Origin of the sequence: Polyangium sp. 15x6 (genome assembly GCF_029960785.1) — a bacterium.
In the GTDB taxonomy this organism is placed as follows: domain Bacteria; phylum Myxococcota_A; class Polyangia; order Polyangiales; family Polyangiaceae; genus Polyangium.
Genome location: NZ_JASBQE010000003.1, coordinates 61,942 through 84,361, shown reverse-complemented (window position 1 = coordinate 84,361; position 22,420 = coordinate 61,942). Strand labels below are relative to the sequence as shown.

Here is a 22,420-nt window from a genome sequence, read left to right as displayed (position 1 = left end):
GTCAGCCGAGGACCGGCCCGCTCGACGGGTCTTCGCTCGTCGTGCCGACGGGTGGCGTGACCTCTTCGCCCGTGAGCGCGCGGCTCGTCGGGCGTACACGCTCGGAGAGGTCTTTTCGACCGGCCAGGCGGAAGAGGCCGACGAGGGTATCGGCGATGCCCTGGTGGTCCTCGATCCACGCGAGCACTTGCTGCTCGCGGCGGCCGATCTCATCGGCGAGCTCCTGCTCCTCGCGTTGCATGGTGACGAGCGCCTTGTCGAGGGTCTCGGCCTTCTTGTCGAGCGTCTGCGCCATGGCGGCGCTGTCGAAGGTGACGCCCTCGACGGTGACGAGGAATGGCTTCTTCTTCATCAGCTTGGAGACGCTCTGCACGTGGCTCACGAGCTCGCGGGGGGCGCGCGGCGTATCTCCCTCGAGGCCATAGGAACGCAGCCCCTCCGGGCCGAGCGCATCCGACACCATCGATTTGATACGCACGGCGGAGCGGACGAGGTCGCTCGCGGCCGCGTCGCGCTCCTCGCGCAGGCCCACATCGTCGGCGCGCTCCGCGAGGACACGATGTTCTGCCTCGTCGAGGGAAGCGGCCGAGGCGCCGAGGGTATCCGTCAAGTATGCGAGGAGGACGAGAAAAACCTCTTTCGTTGCCTTCGTATGCGCCCCTTGCACGGAGACCGCGCGCGCCGCGAGCCTCTCGGCGACCTGCTCCGCGTGCGTCTTCGCCGCGCCGATGACGTGCGCGCTCGATTGAATGCGATTGTCGATCACCTTGGACTTCTTCGCCACGAACGCGCCTCCTCACGAAATGCACCCGAGCCTCCCGACCGGGCACAGAAGCGAGAGACCTTACGCGTTACAGCCCACACTTGTCCAGGCTGGACGTGCCGCGGAGGCGTCCCGCAAGAAAAGGGGCACGATCGCGACGGTCGCGAAGACGCTCCGCAACCGAAACGGCGGCGTCGCGGGGTCCGATCCGTGGTTCCGTACACAAAACGGCGGCGCCGCGGGGGTCGATCGGGAGGTTCGTTCGGGCATCGGCGGCGTCGCGAGGGTCGATCGGGACTTTCGTACCGCCACGGCGGAGGCGCGGGGGTCGATCGGGGAGATCGGTTCGAAGACGACGGCTTCGCGGGCGTCGAGAGGCGGATTTTTCGGGACGCGGCGGCTTCGCGGGCGTCGCGGAGGGGAGAATTGGTGAGGTTTGTTGCTTCCAGGGGTGTGCGGAGCCGCGGCCGTCCAGCCGGCTCCCGCCGACCCGGTCATCGTCATGGGACGCTCGGTTCCCGGGCGCAGCGTGAGCCCCCTTGCTCGTTTTCCCTTGTCGCTCGGCCGATCAACGTGAGATTCGGTCCTCCATGCCAGCACGGAGGAGACGCCGCTGGGCAATGCTGGGGGGCTGGTGTCGAGCTTCGTTGGGGCATGGATGACGGGGGCGTGCGGAGGGCCTCTCGATCCAGGGCCTGCCGATTCGTGCTCGACTCCATCCGACACCCCGACCGACACGTCGACCGAATGCGCGGAGCCCGTGGAGGATGCGTGCATGCGTTACCGCATCCCGCTCCTGGGGAACCCGAAGGACGACGTCGCGCTGCGGGGCAAGTACATCGCCGCGTTCGGCAGCGCTTGTTACATGTCCGAGGCCGGTACGTTCGACTGCTTCTACGAGGATCCGCAGAAAGCGTGTGAGGATGGCGTGTTGGTCCCAGAGAGCTTCGGAGCGGCGCCCTACGACAAGGACTACCCGGCGTGCGAGCGTATCGAAGGCACGGAGGACGACTGGCGCCAGGTCGGCCCGGATTCCTCGATCAGGATCATCATCAAACACGAGGACGCGCCGCTGCAGTCGTCGCTCATCGAGGTCAAGACCGTCCCGACGGAGGTGAACGGTCCGTATCGGAACTTGGTCGAGGTCACGACCGTCAAGCCGGACAAGGGCTTCGACTGCTCCAGCGGCCAGGTCGGCAGCGATGGCAAGACGCTCAGTCAGAGGAAGTGGATCTTGGAGGTCAACCGCAAGGCGCACGGCGGCAAGATTCACTCCGATCTCGCGGGCTTCACGTGGCCTTGCAAGGATGAGAAGTGCAAGCCAACGACGTGCACGGAGAACCTCGTCACTCCTCGATCCGGCTGCGAAAGGCACGCCTAAAAACGACCCAGAGCGCGCGGAGGTGCACCACGTGGTGCCCAGGCTGGACCCGCGCGGTTGCCGGTGGGGCACGAACGCGTACAAGAACGCGGCCGTCATCTCGACGAGGCTCAACCTGTATCTCCGCAATAAGGTCCCGCCAATCAAAGAGGTGGATCAGATCAACAAGGTTCCGCCCTACACGCCGTGACGCGGTAGGCGGACGCAGGCGGCGAGCCGCGTTGACGCCGAGACCGACGGGGTCTAGGCGAAACACCATGATCGAACGGGTCACCGCTCGCTTCGGACGCCTCGTCTTCGACCGAGACGCCATCGTGCGCGCCGCGCTGCGCGCGTACGTCGAAGCCGAGCTCGAGCCGATCGCGCGCTTTTGGTACCCAGCCTCGGACTGCATCGGGTGGACGGGCGACCCCAAGCGGGGCGTCATCTACAACGCCGACGGAGAAGGAAACTACGAGGTCGTGGCGTGGAACGAGGCGGGGGTCGTCGGCCTCGCGTATCAGTCCGGGCAAGGTCCGATCGAGCAGCTCGGCCTGTCGCTCGATGCGGTGACCCGCGGCCCGGATGACGTGCGTGGGGCCGTGCCGGGCCTTCCTTCCAAGCTCGAGTCCGCGTTCGTGATGGCCGTCGGCATGCTCGCCACGGGAGAGGCGAGAGACGATGATGTGGTGTATGGGGAGAAGCTGGCCGGCGTGGGCTTCTGGCTTCACGGCGATCGCGCGGGAGGCACGCTCCTCGACGTTCGCGATCCGACGCGGGCCCACGGCGCCGTCCGGCTGGCCGCGTGGGGTTTGCTCCACAATGGGCGGCTCTTGCCGCTGTCGTGTGAGTCGTACAATCCACGCCCCGGGTGGATCGTGACGAACCACAACCGCGCGGAAGACGTCCCCGCCCACGCGGCCATCGATGCGGTGACCGATCGCGCCTTGAAAGGCCCCACGGAGCTCACGCCCGCCGAGCTCGATACGCTCCTTCGCCCCACGGCCGACCCAGAGCGCGTGCGCGGCGCCCAGCGCGGGCTTCAGAAGGTGGGCATCACCTGGCCCGGTTCGCCCGAGATCCCCGAGGAGCCGACATGACGGGCCAACCCTTTTTTGCGGTGACTCGTCTCCCAAAATGAAGGCGCAAGCTCCCACCGATCAACCTACCTCGACGCAAAGCGGAGTCGGGAGCGGAAGCGGGAACGCAAACGCAAACGCAAACGCAAACGCAAACGCAAATGCAAACGCACGCGGAGTTACGCGAGCGCGAGCGTCTTCAGGTGCTCCCGGGCGAGGTGCAGGCGGGCGTGGGCGGTCTTCGTCTTGATGCCGAGCGCTTCGGCGATCTCCCGGATCGAATGGCCTTCCAGGTACGGTAGGACCACCGCGCGGATGCGCGGGCCGATCTTCCAGAGGAACCGCTTGAGCCGGAAGAGCCCGTACGTCGCCTGCACGAGCGCCTCCGTCGACTCCGACGAGTCTTCCCGCTCGGGAAAATCATCGGCCAGGCCCGCGAAGACCTCGCGTTCGCAACGCACCAGCTTTCGATGGTTGCGCGCATGGTTGAGCCCGATCACCAAAAGCCACGGGCGGGCCTGCTCCGGTCTCACGAGACATTCGAGCCTGCGCCACGCCGTGATGAAGACCTCCTGCACGACGTCGTCCACGTCGCGGGGAGGGATGGCCTGACCAAGAAGAAGGCGGCGCAGGAAATCGCGGTGTTCGAGGTAAAGGCGCCCGAGGAGGGCGTGCTCCGCCGTAAAGTTTGCCGGCGGCGGATGGAGCGGTATCGTAGCCATACTCATGACTCCGGGTTGTGCGGGGTTGTGGGGAGACGCCGGTCGGTGTTCCTGCACCGGCTGGCGTCGCTTGCTTTGTCTCATGAATCGTGGGGGAAGGCAATGGCGAAAGGGACGAGGAGCACCGCAATGGGGCTGTGATCCCGGCGGAACGGGCGGGCCGCCCGTGGAGGGGACGGCCCGCCCTGCTGGTTCAGGATGCGCGGCGGTAGACGAGGCGGGCCAGGGTGGCGATGATGTGGTTCATGCGATCGAGCACGTTGGGGCTGACCGTATCGATGTAATGCATGGCCTGGGCGACCTGGACGCAGGCCAGCACCTCCCGGGCCGAACCGAGCGCCGAGGAATAGCGCTGCCGTTTGTGCCCGTGGAGGCTGCCCATGCCTTCGGCAATGTTAACCTTTCACCAAACGACGACACCGCCTCTACTGTTAAAAGAAACAGTGAATCTGCCAACAAGACCGACGCCCGCAGGTGCCGCGGAGGCGTGGGCGGAGGCTGAAAACGCGAAGGGGCACGTGTGCGCCTGCGGGTGCGGGGGGCGGGTCGTGGTGAAGCCGTGGCACCACTGCGTGGGGATCCCGCGGTTCATCCGGTGGCATCAGCCGGATCTGTCTACAGCCTGGGCGGATGCTGAAAATGCGAAGGGACGGCGCGTATGCGCTTGTGGGTGCGGGAAGCCGATTCGGGTGCTGCCGCGGCATCATCGGCCCGGCGTAGGGATTCCGCGGTATTTGCGAGGGCACGATCACCGCAATCGTCGTTCGCGGCAGTGACGACCGGGTGGCCCCGAGAGGTTACTCAGTCGCTCATCACGTCCGAGCTGACGGTCGTAGAGCTCGCGGACTTCGCTCCCGGTCGCTACCAGCACATTTCAAGGATGCCATGACCTTGGGCACCGCCATGCGGCCTTGCGGGGCAAGCAGATGCACCGGCAGCGGCGGATGCTCCGCGTCGGCGGGGACGATCGACAGTGAATCGCGGCGCGAACTGGACGGTGCGGGGTTTCGACGAGCCCTTGGCTGGCGTGAAGACCCAGGAATCGAGCCCGAAATGATTTGGTGCTTGGCGAGATCGGCGGGCCTGCGGGCTCCTTGATGCGCGGGTGGGCGGCGAGATAGCGGGGCGAAGCGACGTCGACCGAGTCGAACCGCTGAATCACCGTCGCTGTGCCCGTGAAGGCCTCTTTCACGCTGGACAAGCCAAACGCGCGCTTCGCTCGCCAGCGATAGCTTCGCTGCAATTCCCGAACAAACGCATCCACCACGAGCGCACATGATTGCCGGTCGTACCCAGCAATCACGCGCAAGCCACCGCGCCAGTCCCTCTGAGGTCCGGCGACCGTCTCCGTTGGTTTGGACGATCGCGAATGGATCATCGACGACCGAAGATGGAAGACGTCGCGTCGTCGTGGTAGGCTCGGGATATGACGTTCGTCTCGCTACGGGGAGCGCGCCTCGGGGAAGCCGACCTTCACTGGGAGCGCATGCGCAACCAGGGCGACCGCGGCGGTGCCACGTGAGTCGAGACGACGCGACGGTCTACGTCGTCGACGACGACGCGCGCGTCCGTGCCGGGCTCTCCACGTTGCTCCGTGCTCTCGGGTACCGCGTCACCCTCTTCGAAGACGCGGACCAGTTTCTCAGGGCCACGTTGGAGGATTGTGCATCCTGCCTGTTGCTGGACCTGCAACTACCCGGCATCGATGGGCTCGAGCTTCAGCGTCAGCTCCTGGCGCAGGATCGACCGCTCCCCATCGTCTTCCTCACTGGACGGGGGGACATTCCGACCTCGGTGCGAGCCATCAAGGCGGGCGCCGACGATTTTCTGACCAAGCCGGTCGTCGCGGACGAGCTCGCGGCCGCGGTCGCGACCGCCATCGAGCGGGACAGGCAAGCACGCGCCAGTCGGCGGGAGCTCTTGGAGTTGCGTGGGCGATACGAAGCGCTCACGCCACGTGAGCGCGAAGTGATGGCGCGTGTCGTCGACGGACTGCTCAACAAGCAGATCGCGGCGGAGTTCGGCACCGCGGAGTTCACAGTCAAGGAGCAACGCGGTCACGTGATGCGCAAGATGAAGGCGGGGTCACTGGCCGAGCTCGTGCGCATGTCCGCCCGGCTGGGGCGCTGAATGCCGCTAGGGCGCGGTGCGCGCGACCGCCTCGGCGATCGTGTCGAAGAGCACGGCCGCCACGGGCGGCTTCAGCAGGAAGGCGTGCGCCCCGGCGTCGAGGGCGCGGGTGCGCAGTTCTTCGTTCTGCCGCGCCGTGAGCACGACCGTCGGAATCGTGAGTGGCTTTCCAAGCTGCGCCAAAAGCGCGAGCCCGCCCATTCCGGCCATTTCCAAGTCGAGAATCAGGCATCGAGCCTCGTCTCGCTCCGCACTCGCGAGGAAGGCTTCGGCGCTCCCGAACGTCGCGACGCGGAAGCCGGCGGATCTCAACAGGCTGCTGAGAGACTTCAGGATTCCGGGATCGTCGTCGACGACGGCAATCAGTTCGCGGGCAGACGCGCGCACGTATTCCTCACGTTCGAGCGTGCTAACGCCGGCACGGGCTGTACGTGCGAGGCCACCACCTGGTGCAGGCTAGCCGATCCGTCGCTGCCGCTCCACCCCACCAAGGTAGGGTCGAGGTGCGGCACCGCAGAGCTCGCGGGGCCGGGTGCAGGTCGCCGATCGGTCGCGCCAGCTCCTGGCGGGCATGGGGGCGCTCGATTCGTGGAGCGGGCGAAGCACGCCGGAATGCGCACGTCGGGAGCTGAGCCGTGCGCGGCCCGCGCAGCTCGGGAGTAAGGGATGGCGACCATGATTCTTGAGCGTATCGCGCTACGTAGTTCGTTCGCGGAGTTTCAGACGCCACCCGAAGCGGAAGTCGCTCGTCTGGCCGAGGAGCTGCTCGAGCGCGCTCTGGACCAAGCGAACGCATTCGGCGGGGCGGTGTACCTCGCAACGCCCGAGACACCCGCGATGGCGAAGGAACGCGTCGACGGAGAGCTCCCGCGTGAGCTCCTCGAGCTCGTGTGGAACGGGAGCGAGGCCCTGCGGCTCGCGACGGCAGGCGAGATCGGTGAGCAGCTACTGATTCCGCTGCGCCACCAACTCGGGCCGATTGGGGTGTTGCAGATCGTTTTCGAGCATGGCCGTTCGGTGGGAAACGAAACGATGGCCGCACTCTTACCGCTCGTCGAACGATTTGCTGCCGCTCACGAGAGAGCACGCCTCGGCGCCATGCTCGAGCGTGAGCGACGCGCACGGCTCGATGCCGAGACCGTGTTGCGCGAGACCACGAGCATGCTCGTGAAGCATCAGCAGGTCGGGAGGATGGGAGACTTCCGGTACAACACTCGCACGCGGCAGTCGTTCGCTTCGCTCGAGTGCTACAAGCTCTTCGGTCTGGATCCGACGCTCGCAGTGGTCGATTTCGAGGTGTGGGCCGAGAAGATCATCCCCGAAGACCGACAACGCACGGTGGACGAGCTCACCACGAGTGTCGCCAACCTGCTGCCCATGAACTTCGAGTATCGGATCGTTCTCGATGGGCAGATTCGCCGGCTCCAGTGCATGGGTGACGTGGACCGCGATCACCACGGCGACCTCTACTACTACGGCGTGCTCACCGACGTAACGGAACGGCGGGAGACCGAGGCGGCCCTCCGCCGGCAGCAGTCCGAGCTCGAGAACGCGCTTCGTCTAGCGTCGCTCGGGGAGCTCGCGGGTTCCATCATTCACGAAATCAATCAGCCGCTCACTGCGATCGCGGCGAGTGCCGAGGCCAGCCTGCGCTGGCTCGCCCACTCGCCTCCGGAGCTCGACGAGGCGAGAGAAGCCGCGGAAGGCGCGGTCCGGGACGTCCACCGTGTCGTGGCAGTGGTGAACGGTCTGAGGTCGCTCGTGAGGGGCAGCGACCTTCAACGGAGCCGAGTCCGAATCAACGACCTGTTGCGCAACGTGCTGGCCATGACGCGCGTGGAGCTCGACCGGGCGCGCATTCGAACGCAGGTGGAGCTGGAAGACGTTCCGGAGGTCGACGGTGACGTCACGCAGTTGCAGCAGGCCATCTTCAATCTCATCCGAAACGCCATCGACGTGCTCAAAGTCGTGGCGGGTCGCGAGCGACTCCTCACGCTTCGCAGCGCGGTAGACGGTGACGCAGTGCGGGTTTCGATCGTGGACGTCGGAGATCCGATCTCCCCCGCGCAGCAAGCGAAGCTGTTCGAGCCGTTGTTCACGACGAAGGTGGATGGGCTCGGCTTCGGTCTGACGATCACGCGCAAGATCGTGTTGGCCCACGGAGGCCGTATCTGGGCGGAGCCCATGCAGCCGTTTGGCATGGCCGTGCATCTGGTCCTGCCTCGCCTCTGAGCTCCTCTCGCGCTGCGACGAGCACGACGAGACGCGCCAAACCCTACCAAGAGAGGGTGGAAGGGGCGCGCCTCGGCCTATAGGTTAAGGGCACGAATCAGCGTCGTTCCCGACGAGCGAGCCGCGTGTTGCGCGTTCGAATCGTCGCCGGCGTCGCAGTCTATCGTGAGCAGGGATCGCTCGCGATCGATTCATTGGTAATCGCTTGCACGCGACAGCCGTGGGTGCGCCCGCGCGCCCGCGACGGCGAATCGCGCTCGACACTCTAGACGATCGAGAATGAAGAATGGACTGCGCGTTATTGGTCGTCGGATCGTCGGGCTTACGTAGGGATGGCGAGAACGCGACCGGGGGCCCTCGCCCAGCGACAAGGAGAACAGAGATGTCCCAATGCAGAATGAGCGCGACTCACGGCTTCCAGGCGACGATCAGAGCCCGCGACGGAAAGTCGGATGAGCTGATCCATCTCCTCCTAAGCGGCACGCCGACGGGCAATCCGGACTGCGTTCTCTACCTCGTCTTCCGCTCGGTCGACGACCCGAGCGTGATCCACGTGACGGAGGGCTGGACGACGAGGGACGCCCACGCCGAGCACTTCGCGCGAGAGGAGACGAAAGCCCTGGTCGCCAAGATCGGCCCATTGCTCGTCGATGCCGGGCACTACCAGGACGTCCTGCCCGTCGGCGGGATCGTACGCGAATGACAGTTCTCGCGGACCGCTGCGAGCGGCGAAACGGAGCAGCAGCGCGACGCACTACGCAACGCGACCCGAATGGGTCGTCCACTTCTAACCACGTCGGAAACGGAGCATGAGCATGAAAACTGTATTGATCACGGGTTGCTCGTCTGGGTACGGGCTCGAGACGGCGCGCTACTTTCACGAGCGCGGCTGGCGGGTGATCGCGACGATGCGAACGCCACGCGAAGATCTCTTTCCGCGTTCGGAGCGTATGCGCGTCATCGCGCTCGACGTAACGAGCGCAGCGAGCATTGCACACGCAATCGACGCGAGCGGACCACTCGACGCGCTCGTCAACAACGCCGGCATCGGCGTCGTCGGAGCATTCGAGGCGACGCCGATGTCGCACGTCCGCAAGGTCTTCGAGACGAACACGTTCGGCGTGATGGCGATGACCCAAGCCGTCATCCCGCAGTTTCGCTCGCGCAAGTCGGGTGTGGTCGTGAACGTGACCTCCAGCGTGACGCTCACCCCGATGCCGCTCGCGTCGGCCTACACCGCCAGCAAGATGGCAATCGAAGGTTTCACGGGGTCGTTGGCGCTGGAGCTTCAGGCATTCAACGTGCGCGCCAAGCTCGTTGAACCCGGATACGGACCGTCCACGAATTTCGCTCAGAACACGGACATCCCGGTCGCGGACCTGATTCCCGCGGCCTACGCCGCGTTCGCCGAACCCATCTTCGCAGGGTTCGCGAATCCGCGCGCGGTGACCACTCCATCGGACGTCGCCGAAGCCGTGTGGAGAGCCGCGAACGACGTTTCCAGTCAACTCCGCTTTCCGGCGGGCGCGGACGCTTTGGCGCTCGTCTAGCGATCGCAATCGAAAGAGTCGCTCCGAAAAGAAGAAATAGACAGCTCGACAAAGTGAGATTCGAACCATGGAAAACCTGAACGCAGAACGTCGGCTCTTCATCAACGGCGCATTGGTCGATGCGGAGGGGGGGCGAACCTACGACGTTATCAATCCAGCGACCGAAGAGGTCGCAGGGGTCGTGGCCGCGGCTTCCTTGGCAGATGCCGATCGCGCGCTCGCTGCCGCTCGTCGCTGCTTTGACGAGTCGGATTGGTCGACCAACAAGGCACGGCGCATCCGAGCTCTGATCCAGCTTCGCGATGGCCTCAAGGCCGCGTCCGACGAGTGGCGGCGTCAGATCGTCGCCGAGAGCGGATGCCCGATCGCCTTCACGCACGGACCGATGCTCGACAGCTCGGTCGCGGACATCGACTTCTCGCTCCGGTTGCTGGCCACCTATCCGTTCGAGCGCGAGCTCGAGGACCTTGGCTCGCCCATGGGCGGCGCCGCGCGTCGCCTGGTGTGCAAGGAGGCCGCTGGCGTGGTGGTGGCCATCACGCCTTGGAACGCGCCGGTGCAAACGAACCTGCAGAAGACCATTCCCGCGCTGGCGGCCGGCTGCACGGTCGTGCTCAAGGCCGCTCACGACACGCCGTGGGCGGCCACGATGTTGGGGCGCGTCGCGTCGCAGTGCCCGGACCTGCCGCCGGGAGCGTTCAACGTGCTGACGTCGACGGCCGACGGGAGGCTCGGCGCCATGCTCACCGCCGACCCTCGAGTGGACGTCGTCTCGTTCACTGGGTCGACGGCCACGGGACGTCGCGTCATGGAGAGCGCCGCGAAAACCATCAAGAGGACGCTGCTCGAGCTCGGCGGTAAGTCCGCGATGATCATCCTCGACGATGCGGATTTCTCTCAAGCTCTGATCGGCGCCAGCTTCGTGTGCGCGAACGCCGGCCAGGGCTGCGTGCTGAACACGCGGCTTCTCGTTCCGCGCTCGCGTTACGACGAGGCAATCTCCATTTTGGAGTCGATCTATCGCAACGTGCCCTACGGCGACCCGACCGACATGAAAAACATCATGGGGCCGATGATCAACGCCGCACAGCGTGAGCGAGTTCTCGCCTACATCGAGAAGGGAAAGGCCGAGGGGGCGCGGCTCGTCGTGGGCGGGGGCAAGCCTCAGCGCTTCGCGAAAGGCTACTACATCGAGCCCACTCTCTTCGCCGACGTCGAGAACACGATGACGATCGCGCAAGAAGAGATCTTCGGTCCCGTCCTCGTCGTCATCCCCTTCGAAGATGATGAAGACGCAATCCGGATCGCGAACGACTCGATCTACGGCCTTTCCGGGTCGGTGATCTCGGCCTCTCCCGAACGCGCAATGAAGGTTGCCCGCCGTATCCGCACGGGTTCCATGAACGTGAACGGGGCGTTCTTCTTCTCTTCCAACGCTCCCTTCGGCGGCTACAAGCAATCGGGCATTGGCCGCGAGATGGGGATCGAAGGTTTCGAAGAGTATCTGGAGACGAAGACGATCGCGGTTCCGGTCGAGTTTCCGACGGCCGCGATCGCCCACACCTCGCCGTAACGGCTGCCTATCGGACGCCGCTCGCGTCATTCGATGATTCGATGTTCGCGCTCCAACTCGAGCGCGTCAGCGTGCAAGCACATCGGATCGCGCCTGGCCACTGCCCGACACCGCCGACCCCAACGAAGGAAGGGGACGAGTCGGAAGCGTCGGGCAGTGGCCGCGCGGCGCGATCGCACGCCTGCTCAGATGAACCGCAAGGAAACACGACCGCAAGTATGAGGCGCGCGATGCGTACGGATGAGACTCGAGTTGGTGTGGGAGTGGCTGCACCGCGACAATCGACCCGGGCGACCCTCGGGCGTTGGCGGCCACTCGTCACGTTCCTGCCGATCGGTGTCGCCGTGGTGAGCGGCACTCACTACTACCTGTGGATGCGTCTCGTCCGCGACGTCGGTTTCCCGACCTCCATCGACCACGCGCTGACGGTGATGCTCGTCCTCGCCGCAGCAAGCGTTCCGACCGGGGTCGTCGCGAGCCGTCTGGTTTCGCCGCGTTGGTCCGTCTGGTGGCTTGCGCCTGTTTACGTCTGGATCGGGACTGCGTTCTATCTCGTGCTCGCCGCAGGCATCATCGATTTCTTACGCCTCGTGCTCGAGCTCGTGACGTTCGAACAACCGGAGATCGAGCGCATCGGTCCCGAGGCGGGCGCAACTCTCATCGCAACGTGGGGCGTCGGGGCTGCGACATTGGCAGTGCTCGAAGCGCGCACGCTTCGCGTCGAGCATGTGGAAATTCATCTATCGAAGCTCCCGCGAGCGCTGGATGGGTTCCGAATCGCTCAAATCTCGGACGTCCACGTCGGTCCCATCGTCGGACGTAGGTTCCTAAAGCGCGTCGTTTCGAAGGTGAACGACCTCGACGCGGACGTCGTGGTCATCACCGGCGATTTGGTCGACGGAAGCGTCGAGGACCTCGCACATGACGTCGCTCCGCTCGCCAGCCTCGAGTCGACGTTCGGCACGTTCTTCGTGACGGGAAATCACGAGTACCATTCAGGCGCGCCGAATTGGTGTGCACATCTTCCGACGCTCGGCGTCCGCGTACTCCGCAACGAGCACGTCGTGCTCGAGCGTGACGGGCATGGATTGGACCTGGCGGGCATCGACGACTACGAGGCGACCCACTTCGACATCGGTCACGGTGCCGATCTCGCGAGAGCCACCGAAGGGCGTGACGCGAGACGGCCTCTGATCCTCCTCGCGCACCAACCCAAGGCAATCCACGAGGCCGTTCGATACGAGGTCGATCTCCAGCTATCCGGGCACACTCACGGGGGACAACTGTGGCCGCTGCGCTGGCTCTTGCGGCTGAGTGATCCATTCGTCGCTGGCCTCGGCAGGTTGGGCGACACGCGAGTCTACGTCAGCCGCGGGACTGGGCACTCGGGGCCTCCGATGCGTCTCGGGGCTCCTGCAGAGATCACGCACATCGTGCTGCGAGCCACCTGACGGACGGTGTTGGCAGGAAGGAGTCCGGGACTCGGCGAGCTCAGGGTGTTCGACGCGGAGACAACTCCGCCGCCAGGCGTGCCGCAAGCCGCGCGGGGAACCTGAGTAGTCTCATAGCGTTATCGCTTCTTTAGGCGAAAGCTTTCCACCGCTTCGGCGACGTTCAACGCCACGCTTTGCATGGCGCGCCGCATTTGACGGGCCAGGTCCCTATCTTTCCGTTCGATGAGGCCGGCGATCCTTGCCGCGTCCCCTGCCATCACCAGAACGACATCGTAGATCTCGAGCATTGGCGAAAACCTCCGCCCGACGACCCTTTCGCCGGGACCCGTGTCCCGGACCGTCGCGCGGAGGTCTCTGCAAGACTGCGAAGCACCGCGCGGAGCCACCCGGAGCCACGCGAAGCGTGGCGAGGATGGCGAGCACGGCTTGGTCTTGCAGAGACCGAGCACGACGGTACGATCGCCATCCCCGAGCGGGATCCCCAGCGTCCCGTTCCCACTTGCGTTTGCGTTCGCGTTCGCGTTCGCGTTTGCGTTTGCGTTTGCGTTCCCGCCCCCGCCCCCGCCCCCGTTCCCGTCAATACGTCGCCGGAATGGGCGGAAGCTGGCTGAGCCGCGACGGGCTCTCGTCCGCGAGGTCGTCGAATACCTCCCGGATCAGCGCCACCTTGTCGACCCCCGCCAGCACCCCGAGCACGACGTGTTTGGCGGAGGCGTACGCCCGCTGCCACGTGTTCCACGCCGAGGCGACATCCGCCGTCATCGATCGTCGCTCCGACCTCCCCGCGTGCACCTCGCCGTCGAACGCCTCGAGCGCTGCCCGCGCCTGCTCCACGCGGGCCGACCAGGACCCGTGCTCGGGCATCATGTCCGTCATCTTGTCGAGCGCCTCGCGCACGTGCTCGAGCCGCGCGAGCAGCTTCATCGGCGTGCGACGCACCGCCGTGCTGAGCGATTCTCCTTCCAAAAGACGCGAGGTGAGCATGTACCCCTCGCGGAGAGGCTCGACGGAGTGGACCAGGCTCCGCAGCGTCTCGCGCGCGGCCTGCACCGGATCGGGCGCGCCTTCGGGGGCGCGGTGGAGGAAGAGCTCGGGGACCCCCGCGCGGAGGAGCGCGGCTTCGAGCGCCTCGGTGGTCGTGGCGACGCGGCTGGCCACGAGCCGGAGGGTCCCGTCGAGCTCGAGATCGAGCCCGAGCAGGAGCGTGTTGATCTGCGCCGCGGTGAAGCGGCCATACGCGACGGCCTCGTACGGATCCATGCGGGGGTCGGTCATGAGCGGCCTCTCGGTGCGGGATTTCTGGGCGGAACTGCCCCCAGCATTAGTGCCAAAAAAGTCCGGGCGTCAAGACGGACGGCCGAAACGCTCGACGGCGCGCTCTCGACGGCTGACGTGATGGTGGCCAGCGAGCCGCCCCGCTCGACTCATAACAATGACGGCCGCTGCGCGTACGCCAATGACCGCGCCACGGTCATTGAAATCATCCGGGCAGGCGCAAACCGCGGGGGGATGGACGGCCCCACCACGCCTGGCACACGAGACCTCCCATCCCGCCCTGTTTCCCGGCTATTCTCCGTCCCTGGAAGGCCCCTGCCGTAGACGGGCCAAGAGCCGTGAGCGAAGACAAACCCGAGGGCGACGCCACCCCAGCAAAAGCCGAAGCCAAACCCGAGGGCGGGACGAGCCGGCGGCGGAGGCTCGTGATCGCCACGCTCGGCGTGCTCGGTCTCGCGGCGGCCGTCGCGGCAATCCGGTACGGAGTGCCGCGCGTCACGGCGGCACGGGACGCGAAACGCTCGGGCGCCGCGCTCTTCCGTTGCCTCTTCGGCGAGACGCCCGCAGCAAACGAGACGCCGGACGAGCGGCTGCGGAGGATCCTGCTCACGGCCGTTTCGTTGTCCGAGCCGGAGCGACTTTCGACGACGGGCCCGGGGTGGCCGGGGCGATGCGCCGCGCACGCCGAGGCGCTCGCGGATGCCGAGCGACGCAGGGGGCGCGCCGCGTTCGCGCCGCCGCCCGATCTCGCGGCGCGCGTGATCGAAAAGGCGCGGGACATGTATACCCGCTCGGATCTGCCGATCCCGTCGCTCTGGAGCCTCTGCGATCCGGACGGCGGGCCGATGGAGGTGCCGCTGCCGCCCGCGCCCGCATCGCCGGCGGATCTCGACGCGCCGAACCTCGCCGAGCGCATCGCGTTCGGGGACCACTCGGCGGACGCCGTTCCCGGACGAACCTTGCGCCTCGTGTTCCGCGGCGATCGAGGCGGGCCGCCCATGGCATGCACGTTCCCGGAAGGCCTCGGCGCGGCCTCGTGCACGCCGCTCGCGCCGCGCGCCCGTTTGCCGCGGCCACACCTCTGGCCCGCGGCCGACGACGAGGGGCCGGCGCTGGTCGCGGATCGGAGCTCGGCGCGATCGACGTTTTACCGGGCGGACACGGGGCAGGCGTTCGGCGAGCCGTACCACGTGGTCGGCGGCTTCTCGGCGGCGAAGGAGGTCGTGGGCGTCGTCGAGATGGAGCTCGGCAAGCGGGGCGAGGAGCGCGCGCTCTGGATCGATCGGAGCGAGGGCACGCGGCGGCTCGATCGGGTGCGAATCGATCCGCCGCCGCGGGTGCGCTTCTCCAGCGTGTTCGTCCTCGGCGACGCGCTCGCGTGGATCGAGCCGCGCGCGGGCAAACCGCATCTCCTTTTGCGAAGGCTCGGCGCCGCCAAAGGCGCGCCAGGCCCGATCGAGGACGCCGGCGCGCTCCCGCACGACGCCGTGCACCTCGCCGCGTGCCACGCGCCAAACGGCCTCGTGATCGTCGCGCGGGACGGCGGAACCGTGTGGATGACACGGCGAGATGCCCGCGGCGGATCTCCGCTCGTGCGCGCCGACGAGCTGCCGCGTCCCGCGGGCGCGGTCGTGGTCTCCGAGATCGTGACGTGCGACGACCGCGCGGCGCAGACGACGCTCGTCTTGCAGAGCGGCGTCGGCGATGGCGCGGCCCACGAGGTGCGGCGCGCGTGGTGCACGAAGGATATGTGCAAGCCGATCGTGTTCGCCGCGGACGAGCTCTTCCGGGGACGTGATCCGATGTCGCGCCCGGCGCCGCCCGCGAACGACGAGAGCCCCGTGCTCGCGGCGTCCTTCGGCGACCGTCTCCTCGTCGTGTGGCGCACGCTGGACGCGGGCGTGCGCGCGCGGATCGCCACGCCCGCGTCGATCATGACCGCGCCCGACATCGTGATCTACGACGAGGCGAGCCAGGACGTGAACGGCGCGGGAAAGCTGCACGCGATGCGGCTCTTTCCGCGGGGAGACGCGGCCATCCTGCTCCTCCACGCGGTGAGCGGCATCAAGGCGATCCGCATCGGCGCGGACGGGACCGTCCAGCCGATCCGGAGCACCGGCGGCTGAGCTCGATCAAGGCAGGCGCGTCACCGCCTTGGCGAGCAGCTTCTCGAGCCCCGCGTGATCACACACCGGGCCGACGGTCGTGTCGCCGAGCGTGATCTTCGGGTTGAAGACCTGCACGTCGAAGCGACCCTTCACGACCTCGACGTTGAAGATCGGGTGCCCGCCCGCGCCCTTCTTCACGTAGCGGCGCGCGACGTCGCCGAGGCCCGAAATCGCCTCGATTCCGCTCACCTCGCCCTCGATGTCCTTGAAGCGCTCCTTGGCCTCGGCGTCGCTCCCGTGGCGCACGACGAGCAGGCTCAACGTGCCCGCATCCTTGCTGTTCCAACGACGGCTGCACGTGCGCTCAGCGCCGATGTCCTCGGTGGGCTGCTTCGGATCGGCCTCGACCGCGATGCCGCACGCGGCCTTGATCTCCTCGGGCGTGAGAACCACGTCGCAGTCGAAGGGCGGATCGGGCGGCAAGGCCGGGGGCTCGACGACGGCCGCGGAGGCGCTCGCCGAGGGCGCGGCGCTCGCCGAGGGCGCGGCGGACGCGGGGGGCGGAGCGACGAGCGTGGGCCGCGGAGGCGCCGTGGCCTTCGGGCTCGCCGAGGACACGGACGTGGGGGCGGGCTTTTCGTTCGCGGGCACCTGGGACGCGCGGCCCTCCGGGGCGGGAGACGGCTCGTCGCGGCAGCCGGCGGCGAGGACGAACGACACGAGGAGGGCCAAAGGGCCCACACGGCGGATCGAGGACGGCATGGTCGCCTACTCTAGACGAGTGGATCCCGAAGTGGCGAAGACGGATTCCTCACGGTGGACGTCGCCGCGGTGGTACGATGCCTGCCTCGCATGAAGGCCGGTGACCTGGTCGGCGGCAAGTACCGCCTCGCTCGTAGGCTCGGCCAGGGCGCGATGGGCGTCGTCTGGGAGGCCGTGCACGAGATGACCTCTCGCCACGTCGCGGTGAAGCTCATCGTGAACGCGACGGACAACCTCCGGGCCCGCCTCTTGCGCGAGGCCCGCGCGGCCGGGCAGATCGCGCACCGGAACGTGGTCGAGGTCTACGACGTCGGGCAGACCGCGGAGGAAGATCCCTTCCTCGTCATGCAGCTGCTCTCGGGCGACACGCTGTATGGCTACGTCAAGCGCGACGGCCGCATGGATCTCGCGCGCGCCTTGCCCATCGCGCGGGACGTCGGCCGCGCGCTCGCCGCCGCGCACGCGCAGGGGATCATCCATCGCGATCTCAAGCCCGCGAACGTCTTCCTGCACCGCGAGGCGGGCGCGTCGGAGGAGCTCGTGAAGGTGCTCGATTTCGGCCTCTGCAAGCCGATGGGCGCCGACGAGATGCTCACCGCGCCCGGAGGCCTGCTCGGCTCGCCCGCGTACATGAGCCCCGAGCAGATCGCCGGCGCGCCCGACCTCGATCCACGCACGGACATCTGGTCGTACGGCGTGCTCATGTTCGAGCTCTTCGCGGGCCAGCGGCCGTTCGCGGGCCGCGGCCCGGATCTGATCCACGCCGTGCTCACGGCCCCGATCCCGCGGCTCCGCGACATCATGCCCGCGATCGATCCGGCCCTCGACGAGCTCGTCGCCGGGTGCATCGTCCGCGACAAACGGGCGCGGATCGCCTCGGCCGCGGAGATCGTCGCGCGGCTGGAGACGCTCACCGAGAGAATACGAAACGCGCCGTCTCCCGCGGCCTCGGACGACGGGGACGAGGGCGGCCTCGCGGTGACGATGGTGTATCGGCCGGGGACGTCGGGGCCACCGTCGGCATCGCCTCCGGCGAGCCACAAGGTGGCGAAGACGATCCCGCTCGCGGCGTTCACGGGAAACCCCATGCCGGGCGCCCCGCCTCCGATGAAAGAAATGCCGGGGCCGCCGCCCTCGTATCCGCAGGGCGCGCCGCCTTCGCAGCACGAGCCTCCGAAGAGCGGCCCGCGAAGCGTCCCCCAGAGCGGCTGGCCCGGCGGACCGCACCAGGCCCCGCACCAGACGGCGCCGCTCGGCATGCCGAGCCCGCAGGGAACGGCGCCCTTGCAGCGTTTGCCCGAGGCGCAAATGGCGGCGTGGGGCGCGCCGAATCCGCAGGCGCCGCCGCCGAGCTTTCAGGCCATGACGGGGCAGAATCCGGTCGCCGTGCCCTACCTGCCCGCGCAACCGGCGCCGCCCGAGCGGCGATGGGTCGGCTTCGTGATCCTCGCGATCGGCGTCCTCGCGCTCGTGGGCGTGCTCGGGGGCATCGCCTGGTCCGCGAAACACACGACGAGCCCGCCTGCGCCGCCCTCCCCGACCGCACCGGCATCTCGCTGACACTTGCATTGCGATAGCAGCGCGATAACGCTGCATTGCATCAAACGCGTGTCGACCCGCGTTGCGCACGTCCCGGGCGCTTTGCGCGCTTGACATCCCCTTTTGGCTTGGGTTTGCTCCGCGACCGCCCCGAAGCCAGGAAGTCCCTCTCGATGCAAGCCTTCGCACATCTTCTCGTTCGTCGAGCGACGGCGTGGACCATCGTCCTCGCGGTCGTATTGCTCTCGCTCGCGAGCCTGTTTTTTGCGTCTCGAGTCGATCGCGACGACGACGTGCTTTCGTTCCTGCCTCGGGAAAACCCGGAGGTCGGCGTCTTCTACGACGTGAGCAAGCGCTTCGGCAGCCTCGACATCGCGCTCGTCGGAATCAGCACGGACGACGCGCTCTCTCCCGAGTTCCTGACGCGCCTGCGCGACCTGACGAAACGTCTGAACGAGACGGACGGCGTCGGTTACGCGATGACGCTCACGAACATGGACGATTTCGTGGCGGATCCGCAGAAGGGCGGCATCACGAACGATTACCTCGTCGGCAAGATCCCCGAGACGCCCGAGGAGCGGGCGGCGCTGCGCGAGAAGGTGCTTTCGCTGGATCACGTGGTCGGAAACCTGATCTCGGCGGACGGAAAGGCGGCGCTCCTCTATTGCTTCGCCGGCCACGGGGCGGATCAAAAGGTTTTGGCACAAAAGGTCCGCGCCGCGGTGGAGGAGGCATTTCCGCGCGAGGCGAAGTTCTGGGGCGGCGCGCCGTTCATTTCGACGTACATCTACGGCGTCACGCAGGACGACATGCGGCGGCTCGCGCCCTGGGCGGTGCTCGTCATCGTGCTCATCACGGTGATCTCGTTCCGCGACGTCATCGGAGCCGGGCTCGCGCTGCTCTCGACGGCGCTCGGCATCGTGATGTCGCTCGGGCTCATGGGCGCGCTCGGCGTCCCCGTCGACGTCATCCTCGGCTCGCTCCCCGTCATTCTGTTCGCCCTGGGCAGCGCCTATGCCGTCCACATCCTGAGCCGCTACTATACCCTCGCGCACGAGCACGACCGCGAGACGGCCCTCGTGCGGACGATCTGCGAGATGGGTCCGCCCGTCCTCGCGAGCGGCCTCATGACCGTCGCCGGCCTCCTGTCGTTCCTGCTGATGGATATCGGGCCGCTCCGGACCTTCGGCGTGTTCGCGGCCGTCGGGATCCTCATCACGCTCGCGCTCTCGCTCACGTTCGTGCCGGCGGTGGCCTACCTCGTGAAGCTCAAAGGGAGGCCGGCGGCGAAGGGCGGCGTGGTCCGCCTGCACGAGTGGCTCTGTACGCTGCCGCAGCGGCGGCGCGTCCTCGTCGGCGCGAGCCTCGGCGCCCTCGCGCTCGGGAGCGCGCTGTTCGTCGGCAAGATCGAGAGCCGCATGGATAACGCGGCGTTTTTCTCGAAAAATAGCCCGCCCGACCAGGCCGAGACCTTCCTGCGCGACGGCTTCGGCGGCTCGCTCTTCGTGCAGATCCAGGTCGAGGGCGACATGACCGATCCGGTCGTCCTCCGCGAGATCCAGGCCCTCGCCGACCGCCTCGTGGTCCTGCCGCACGTGAGCTCGGTGAACCACGTGGGCGCGGTGGTCGCGCAGATCAACGAGGCGATGGAGGGCGATCGGCGCATCCCCGACACCGCGGCCAAGGTGAAGCTGCTCTACGGCTTCCTCGAAGGCAAAAAGGCGGTCACGCAGCTCGTCACGGACGACCGGAAGAAGGCGCTGCTGCAGGTCAAGCTCGACACGAGCGTCGCGTCCGAGACCGAGCCGGTCCTCGAACGAATTCGAGAGGTCGCGAGCACGGCGATCACGACGAAGTACACGGTGGCCGAGGCGAAGGGGGCCCGGAAGGACGAGGTCACGGCCCGCGCGCGCGCTCTCGCCGCGGCCCGCATGCGCGCGGTCGGGAAGGCCTTTGGCACCCCCATGCCCGAGCAGCCGGATCTCGAGGCTCGCCTCGCGGCGCCGGCGAAGGCCGACGCCTCGGAGGCCACGCGCGCCGCGCTCACGCGGTTCCTCGGCTCGGAGGAGTGCAGCGTGGAGCTCGAAGGGCCCGAGGCGATCGACAAGGTCGCGCGCGCGCTCACGGCGCTCGGATCGCGGCCCGACGAGGCGAAGCTCGCGGAGGCGATCGCAGCCGCCCTCGACAAACCCGTGGGCGACACGCTCGTCACCGATCTCGCGGACACGGTCGATCGCCCGCTGGAGGAGATCTGGCGGCGGAGCGAGGCGATGGCGCGGGCGAAAGAGTTCGCCCTCGACGCGAAGATCGCGGCGCCGGCGGGGTTGAAGGGGGAACGGTTCTACGCTGCGATCGCGGCCGCGTGGATGGACCTCGACGTGCCGGCCCTCGCGCTGCCGCCGGCCGCGGGCGCGGCGGGTGCCGAGCCCTCCACGTCGGGAGAGCAGAAGCTCGCGGTCGCGGTGACGGGTCTGCCCGTGATGCACGCGGGCCTGTCGAGGAGCGTCGCGTCGAACCATTGGAAGAGCCTGTTCTTCGCGCTCGGTTTTGTGCTGCTGCTCATGGTCGGGCTGTTCCGGTCGTTCTGGAGCGGCTTGCTCGGCGTGCTTCCCATCATGCTGACGATGGCGGTGATTTATGGCGGCATGGGGCTGCTCGGCGTCCCGCTCGACATCGGGACGTCGATGCTTCCGAGCTTGATCATCGGGGCGGGCGTGGACTATGCGGTACACCTGATGGTCGCATGGAGCTCGCCGGAGAAGTCCCCGCTCGCGGAGGCGGCCACGACGGCCGCGCGGCGGGCCGGGCCGGCGATCTGGATGAGCGCGTGGATGGTCGCGGCCGGCTTTTTCGTGCTCACGCTCGGCGAGGCGCGGCCCCTGAAGAACGTGGGAGGCCTGACGGCGGCGGCCATGGTGGCGGCGGCCCTGGCCACGATGCTGGTGATCCCCCTCTTCGCGCGCAAAACGCGCTACTACGGCGACGGGACTAGAATACCGAGCGCCGCACCTGCGTCCGATGCGTCGGACACCGTTCTCGACACGAGCACGAGCCCTTCCCTGAACGAACGAGGTTCGAGATGAGTACAGCTTTCCGTGGTTGGCTTTCCGCCTCTGCTCCCCTCCTCGCGGCCCTGCTCTGGGCCGGGCATGCGGGCGCCGACGCCCCGGGCGACAAGGCCCTCAAGGCGATGGAAGAGGCGATGAACCGCGCGAAGACCCAGTACTACGAGTACGAGGTCGTCAACAAAGAGCCCGGCAAAGACGAGAAGAAGATGGGGCTCAAGGTCTACATCAAGGGCGAAAAGCGCCTGACCGAGTTCACCGCGCCCGCCGACATGAAGGGGACCAAGGTCCTCATCCTCTCGCCCACGCAGATGTACGTGTATCTCCCGGCGTTCGGGAAGATCCGGCGGATCGCCAGCCACGTGACCGATCAAGGCTTCATGGGGCTCGCCTTCAGCCAGGACGACCTCGCGACGCAGGCGTACGCGGCCTTCTACGACGCGCAGCTCGCCGCGGACGCGGCCGCGGAGCAGACGCTCGTGGCGACGGCGAAGGCGGGCCAGACGGTCCCGCACGGCAAGATCGAGTTCAAGGTCCAGAAGGACAAGAACCTGCCGACGGAGATCAAGTACTACAACGCGGCCGGCAAGCACGTGAAGACCGAGACGCGCACGACCTACGACTGCCAGAGTAATATTTGCAGCCCGCAGGAGCTCAAGATGGTCGACCACACGAAGGGCGGCCACTGGACGAAGATGATCCGCAAGGCGTGGAAGGTGAACGAGGAGATGAGCGACGATCTCTTCTCGAAGCGCAGCCTCGAAAAGTAGATTTCGCCCCGCCCGAGATAGAGTAGATACGCGCGCCG

Annotated in this window: 20 protein-coding genes and 1 pseudogene; 13 read left to right on the top strand and 8 right to left on the bottom strand. The window is 67.2% G+C overall.

Annotation, left to right across the window (positions count from 1 at the left end):
* Window position 1: 1 nt before the first annotated feature.
* Window positions 2-784, bottom strand: coding sequence for a hypothetical protein (locus QHF83_RS03355; RefSeq protein ID WP_282416292.1), 783 nt, complete (start codon window positions 782-784; stop codon window positions 2-4).
* A 754-nt stretch (window positions 785-1,538) separates the two neighbouring features.
* On the opposite strand from QHF83_RS03355, the gene QHF83_RS03350 reads away from it, so the two are divergent.
* From QHF83_RS03350 to QHF83_RS03340, 3 genes are all read left to right on the top strand, one after another.
* Window positions 1,539-2,144, top strand: coding sequence for a hypothetical protein (locus QHF83_RS03350; protein WP_282416291.1), 606 nt, complete (start codon window positions 1,539-1,541; stop codon window positions 2,142-2,144).
* Between the two features lie 31 nt (window positions 2,145-2,175).
* Entirely contained in the window at window positions 2,176-2,334 is a 159-nt protein-coding gene (locus QHF83_RS03345) for a hypothetical protein (RefSeq protein WP_282416290.1), read from the top strand.
* A gap of 67 nt (window positions 2,335-2,401) precedes the next feature.
* A complete protein-coding gene (locus QHF83_RS03340) occupies window positions 2,402-3,223 on the top strand; it encodes a hypothetical protein (protein ID WP_282416289.1) in 822 nt (273 codons plus the stop codon).
* A 158-nt stretch (window positions 3,224-3,381) separates the two neighbouring features.
* Here the strand turns inward: QHF83_RS03340 and QHF83_RS03335 are convergent, their stop codons facing one another.
* From QHF83_RS03335 to QHF83_RS53435, 3 genes and pseudogenes are all read right to left on the bottom strand, one after another.
* Complete coding sequence (locus tag QHF83_RS03335; protein ID WP_282416288.1) at window positions 3,382-3,924, bottom strand: RNA polymerase sigma factor; 543 nt, start codon at window positions 3,922-3,924, stop codon at window positions 3,382-3,384.
* A 193-nt stretch (window positions 3,925-4,117) separates the two neighbouring features.
* The gene (locus tag QHF83_RS03330; protein ID WP_282416484.1) at window positions 4,118-4,318 is read right to left on the bottom strand and encodes a hypothetical protein; all 201 of its coding nucleotides are present in this window, start codon (window positions 4,316-4,318) and stop codon (window positions 4,118-4,120) included.
* 418 nt (window positions 4,319-4,736) lie between these two features.
* A pseudogene (locus QHF83_RS53435) lies at window positions 4,737-5,083 on the bottom strand (hypothetical protein); the annotation flags it as partial.
* A gap of 359 nt (window positions 5,084-5,442) precedes the next feature.
* Here QHF83_RS53435 and QHF83_RS03325 point away from each other — a divergent pair.
* Window positions 5,443-6,054: a response regulator gene (locus QHF83_RS03325; RefSeq protein WP_348980423.1), complete on the top strand. Its 612-nt coding sequence runs from the start codon at window positions 5,443-5,445 to the stop codon at window positions 6,052-6,054.
* 6 nt (window positions 6,055-6,060) lie between these two features.
* Here the strand turns inward: QHF83_RS03325 and QHF83_RS03320 are convergent, their stop codons facing one another.
* Window positions 6,061-6,441, bottom strand: a complete 381-nt coding sequence (locus QHF83_RS03320; RefSeq protein ID WP_282416286.1) for a response regulator — start codon at window positions 6,439-6,441, stop codon at window positions 6,061-6,063.
* A gap of 279 nt (window positions 6,442-6,720) precedes the next feature.
* Between QHF83_RS03320 and QHF83_RS03315 the strand changes: the two genes are divergently transcribed.
* From QHF83_RS03315 to QHF83_RS03295, 5 genes are all read left to right on the top strand, one after another.
* Window positions 6,721-8,286 carry an ATP-binding protein gene (locus tag QHF83_RS03315; protein WP_282416285.1) on the top strand — a complete coding sequence of 522 codons (1,566 nt, stop codon included), beginning with the start codon at window positions 6,721-6,723 and terminating at the stop codon, window positions 8,284-8,286.
* A 397-nt stretch (window positions 8,287-8,683) separates the two neighbouring features.
* Window positions 8,684-8,989, top strand: a complete 306-nt coding sequence (locus QHF83_RS03310) for an antibiotic biosynthesis monooxygenase (protein ID WP_282416284.1) — start codon at window positions 8,684-8,686, stop codon at window positions 8,987-8,989.
* A 112-nt stretch (window positions 8,990-9,101) separates the two neighbouring features.
* Window positions 9,102-9,836, top strand: coding sequence for an SDR family oxidoreductase (locus QHF83_RS03305; RefSeq protein WP_282416283.1), 735 nt, complete (start codon window positions 9,102-9,104; stop codon window positions 9,834-9,836).
* Window positions 9,837-9,903: 67 nt separating this feature from the next.
* Window positions 9,904-11,409: an aldehyde dehydrogenase family protein gene (locus tag QHF83_RS03300; RefSeq protein ID WP_282416282.1), complete on the top strand. Its 1,506-nt coding sequence runs from the start codon at window positions 9,904-9,906 to the stop codon at window positions 11,407-11,409.
* Window positions 11,410-11,639: 230 nt separating this feature from the next.
* Window positions 11,640-12,860 (top strand): metallophosphoesterase, encoded by a 1,221-nt coding sequence (locus tag QHF83_RS03295; RefSeq protein ID WP_282416281.1) that lies wholly within the window; start codon window positions 11,640-11,642, stop codon window positions 12,858-12,860.
* Window positions 12,861-12,979: 119 nt separating this feature from the next.
* On the opposite strand, the gene QHF83_RS03290 is transcribed toward QHF83_RS03295, so the two are convergent.
* Both QHF83_RS03290 and QHF83_RS03285 read right to left on the bottom strand, forming a co-directional pair.
* Window positions 12,980-13,150 carry a four helix bundle protein gene (locus QHF83_RS03290; RefSeq protein WP_282416280.1) on the bottom strand — a complete coding sequence of 57 codons (171 nt, stop codon included), beginning with the start codon at window positions 13,148-13,150 and terminating at the stop codon, window positions 12,980-12,982.
* Window positions 13,151-13,439: 289 nt separating this feature from the next.
* Window positions 13,440-14,138 (bottom strand): hypothetical protein, encoded by a 699-nt coding sequence (locus QHF83_RS03285; RefSeq protein WP_282416279.1) that lies wholly within the window; start codon window positions 14,136-14,138, stop codon window positions 13,440-13,442.
* Window positions 14,139-14,476: 338 nt separating this feature from the next.
* On the opposite strand from QHF83_RS03285, the gene QHF83_RS03280 reads away from it, so the two are divergent.
* Complete coding sequence (locus QHF83_RS03280) at window positions 14,477-16,264, top strand: hypothetical protein (RefSeq protein ID WP_282416278.1); 1,788 nt, start codon at window positions 14,477-14,479, stop codon at window positions 16,262-16,264.
* 6 nt (window positions 16,265-16,270) lie between these two features.
* Here the strand turns inward: QHF83_RS03280 and QHF83_RS03275 are convergent, their stop codons facing one another.
* Window positions 16,271-17,008 carry a hypothetical protein gene (locus QHF83_RS03275; RefSeq protein ID WP_282416277.1) on the bottom strand — a complete coding sequence of 246 codons (738 nt, stop codon included), beginning with the start codon at window positions 17,006-17,008 and terminating at the stop codon, window positions 16,271-16,273.
* 90 nt (window positions 17,009-17,098) lie between these two features.
* Here QHF83_RS03275 and QHF83_RS03270 point away from each other — a divergent pair, with 90 nt between their 5' ends.
* The 3 genes from QHF83_RS03270 (at window position 17,099) to QHF83_RS03260 (ending at window position 22,382) form a co-directional block, all read left to right on the top strand.
* Window positions 17,099-18,568 (top strand): protein kinase, encoded by a 1,470-nt coding sequence (locus tag QHF83_RS03270; protein WP_282416276.1) that lies wholly within the window; start codon window positions 17,099-17,101, stop codon window positions 18,566-18,568.
* A gap of 152 nt (window positions 18,569-18,720) precedes the next feature.
* A complete protein-coding gene (locus QHF83_RS03265; protein ID WP_282416275.1) occupies window positions 18,721-21,630 on the top strand; it encodes an MMPL family transporter in 2,910 nt (969 codons plus the stop codon).
* The gene (locus tag QHF83_RS03260) at window positions 21,627-22,382 is read left to right on the top strand and encodes an outer membrane lipoprotein-sorting protein (protein ID WP_282416274.1); all 756 of its coding nucleotides are present in this window, start codon (window positions 21,627-21,629) and stop codon (window positions 22,380-22,382) included. Before QHF83_RS03265 ends, QHF83_RS03260 begins: the two co-directional genes overlap by 4 nt.
* Window positions 22,383-22,420 lie beyond the last annotated feature (38 nt).

Excerpts from the sequence above, each read along its gene's own strand:
- QHF83_RS03285 (WP_282416279.1), bottom strand. The coding sequence starts at position 14,138 with ATGACCGACCCCCGCATGGATCCGTACGAGGCCGTCGCGTATGGCCGC.
- QHF83_RS03335 (WP_282416288.1), bottom strand. The coding sequence starts at position 3,924 with ATGGCTACGATACCGCTCCATCCGCCGCCGGCAAACTTTACGGCGGAG.
- QHF83_RS03305 (WP_282416283.1), top strand. The coding sequence starts at position 9,102 with ATGAAAACTGTATTGATCACGGGTTGCTCGTCTGGGTACGGGCTCGAG.
- QHF83_RS03275 (WP_282416277.1), bottom strand. The coding sequence starts at position 17,008 with ATGCCGTCCTCGATCCGCCGTGTGGGCCCTTTGGCCCTCCTCGTGTCG.
- QHF83_RS03310 (WP_282416284.1), top strand. The coding sequence starts at position 8,684 with ATGAGCGCGACTCACGGCTTCCAGGCGACGATCAGAGCCCGCGACGGA.
- QHF83_RS03350 (WP_282416291.1), top strand. The coding sequence starts at position 1,539 with ATGCGTTACCGCATCCCGCTCCTGGGGAACCCGAAGGACGACGTCGCG.
- QHF83_RS03295 (WP_282416281.1), top strand. The coding sequence starts at position 11,640 with ATGCGTACGGATGAGACTCGAGTTGGTGTGGGAGTGGCTGCACCGCGA.
- QHF83_RS03270 (WP_282416276.1), top strand. The coding sequence starts at position 17,099 with ATGAAGGCCGGTGACCTGGTCGGCGGCAAGTACCGCCTCGCTCGTAGG.
- QHF83_RS03340 (WP_282416289.1), top strand. The coding sequence starts at position 2,402 with ATGATCGAACGGGTCACCGCTCGCTTCGGACGCCTCGTCTTCGACCGA.
- QHF83_RS03260 (WP_282416274.1), top strand. The coding sequence starts at position 21,627 with ATGAGTACAGCTTTCCGTGGTTGGCTTTCCGCCTCTGCTCCCCTCCTC.
- QHF83_RS03300 (WP_282416282.1), top strand. The coding sequence starts at position 9,904 with ATGGAAAACCTGAACGCAGAACGTCGGCTCTTCATCAACGGCGCATTG.
- QHF83_RS03265 (WP_282416275.1), top strand. The coding sequence starts at position 18,721 with ATGCAAGCCTTCGCACATCTTCTCGTTCGTCGAGCGACGGCGTGGACC.
- QHF83_RS03315 (WP_282416285.1), top strand. The coding sequence starts at position 6,721 with ATGGCGACCATGATTCTTGAGCGTATCGCGCTACGTAGTTCGTTCGCG.
- QHF83_RS03290 (WP_282416280.1), bottom strand. The coding sequence starts at position 13,150 with ATGCTCGAGATCTACGATGTCGTTCTGGTGATGGCAGGGGACGCGGCA.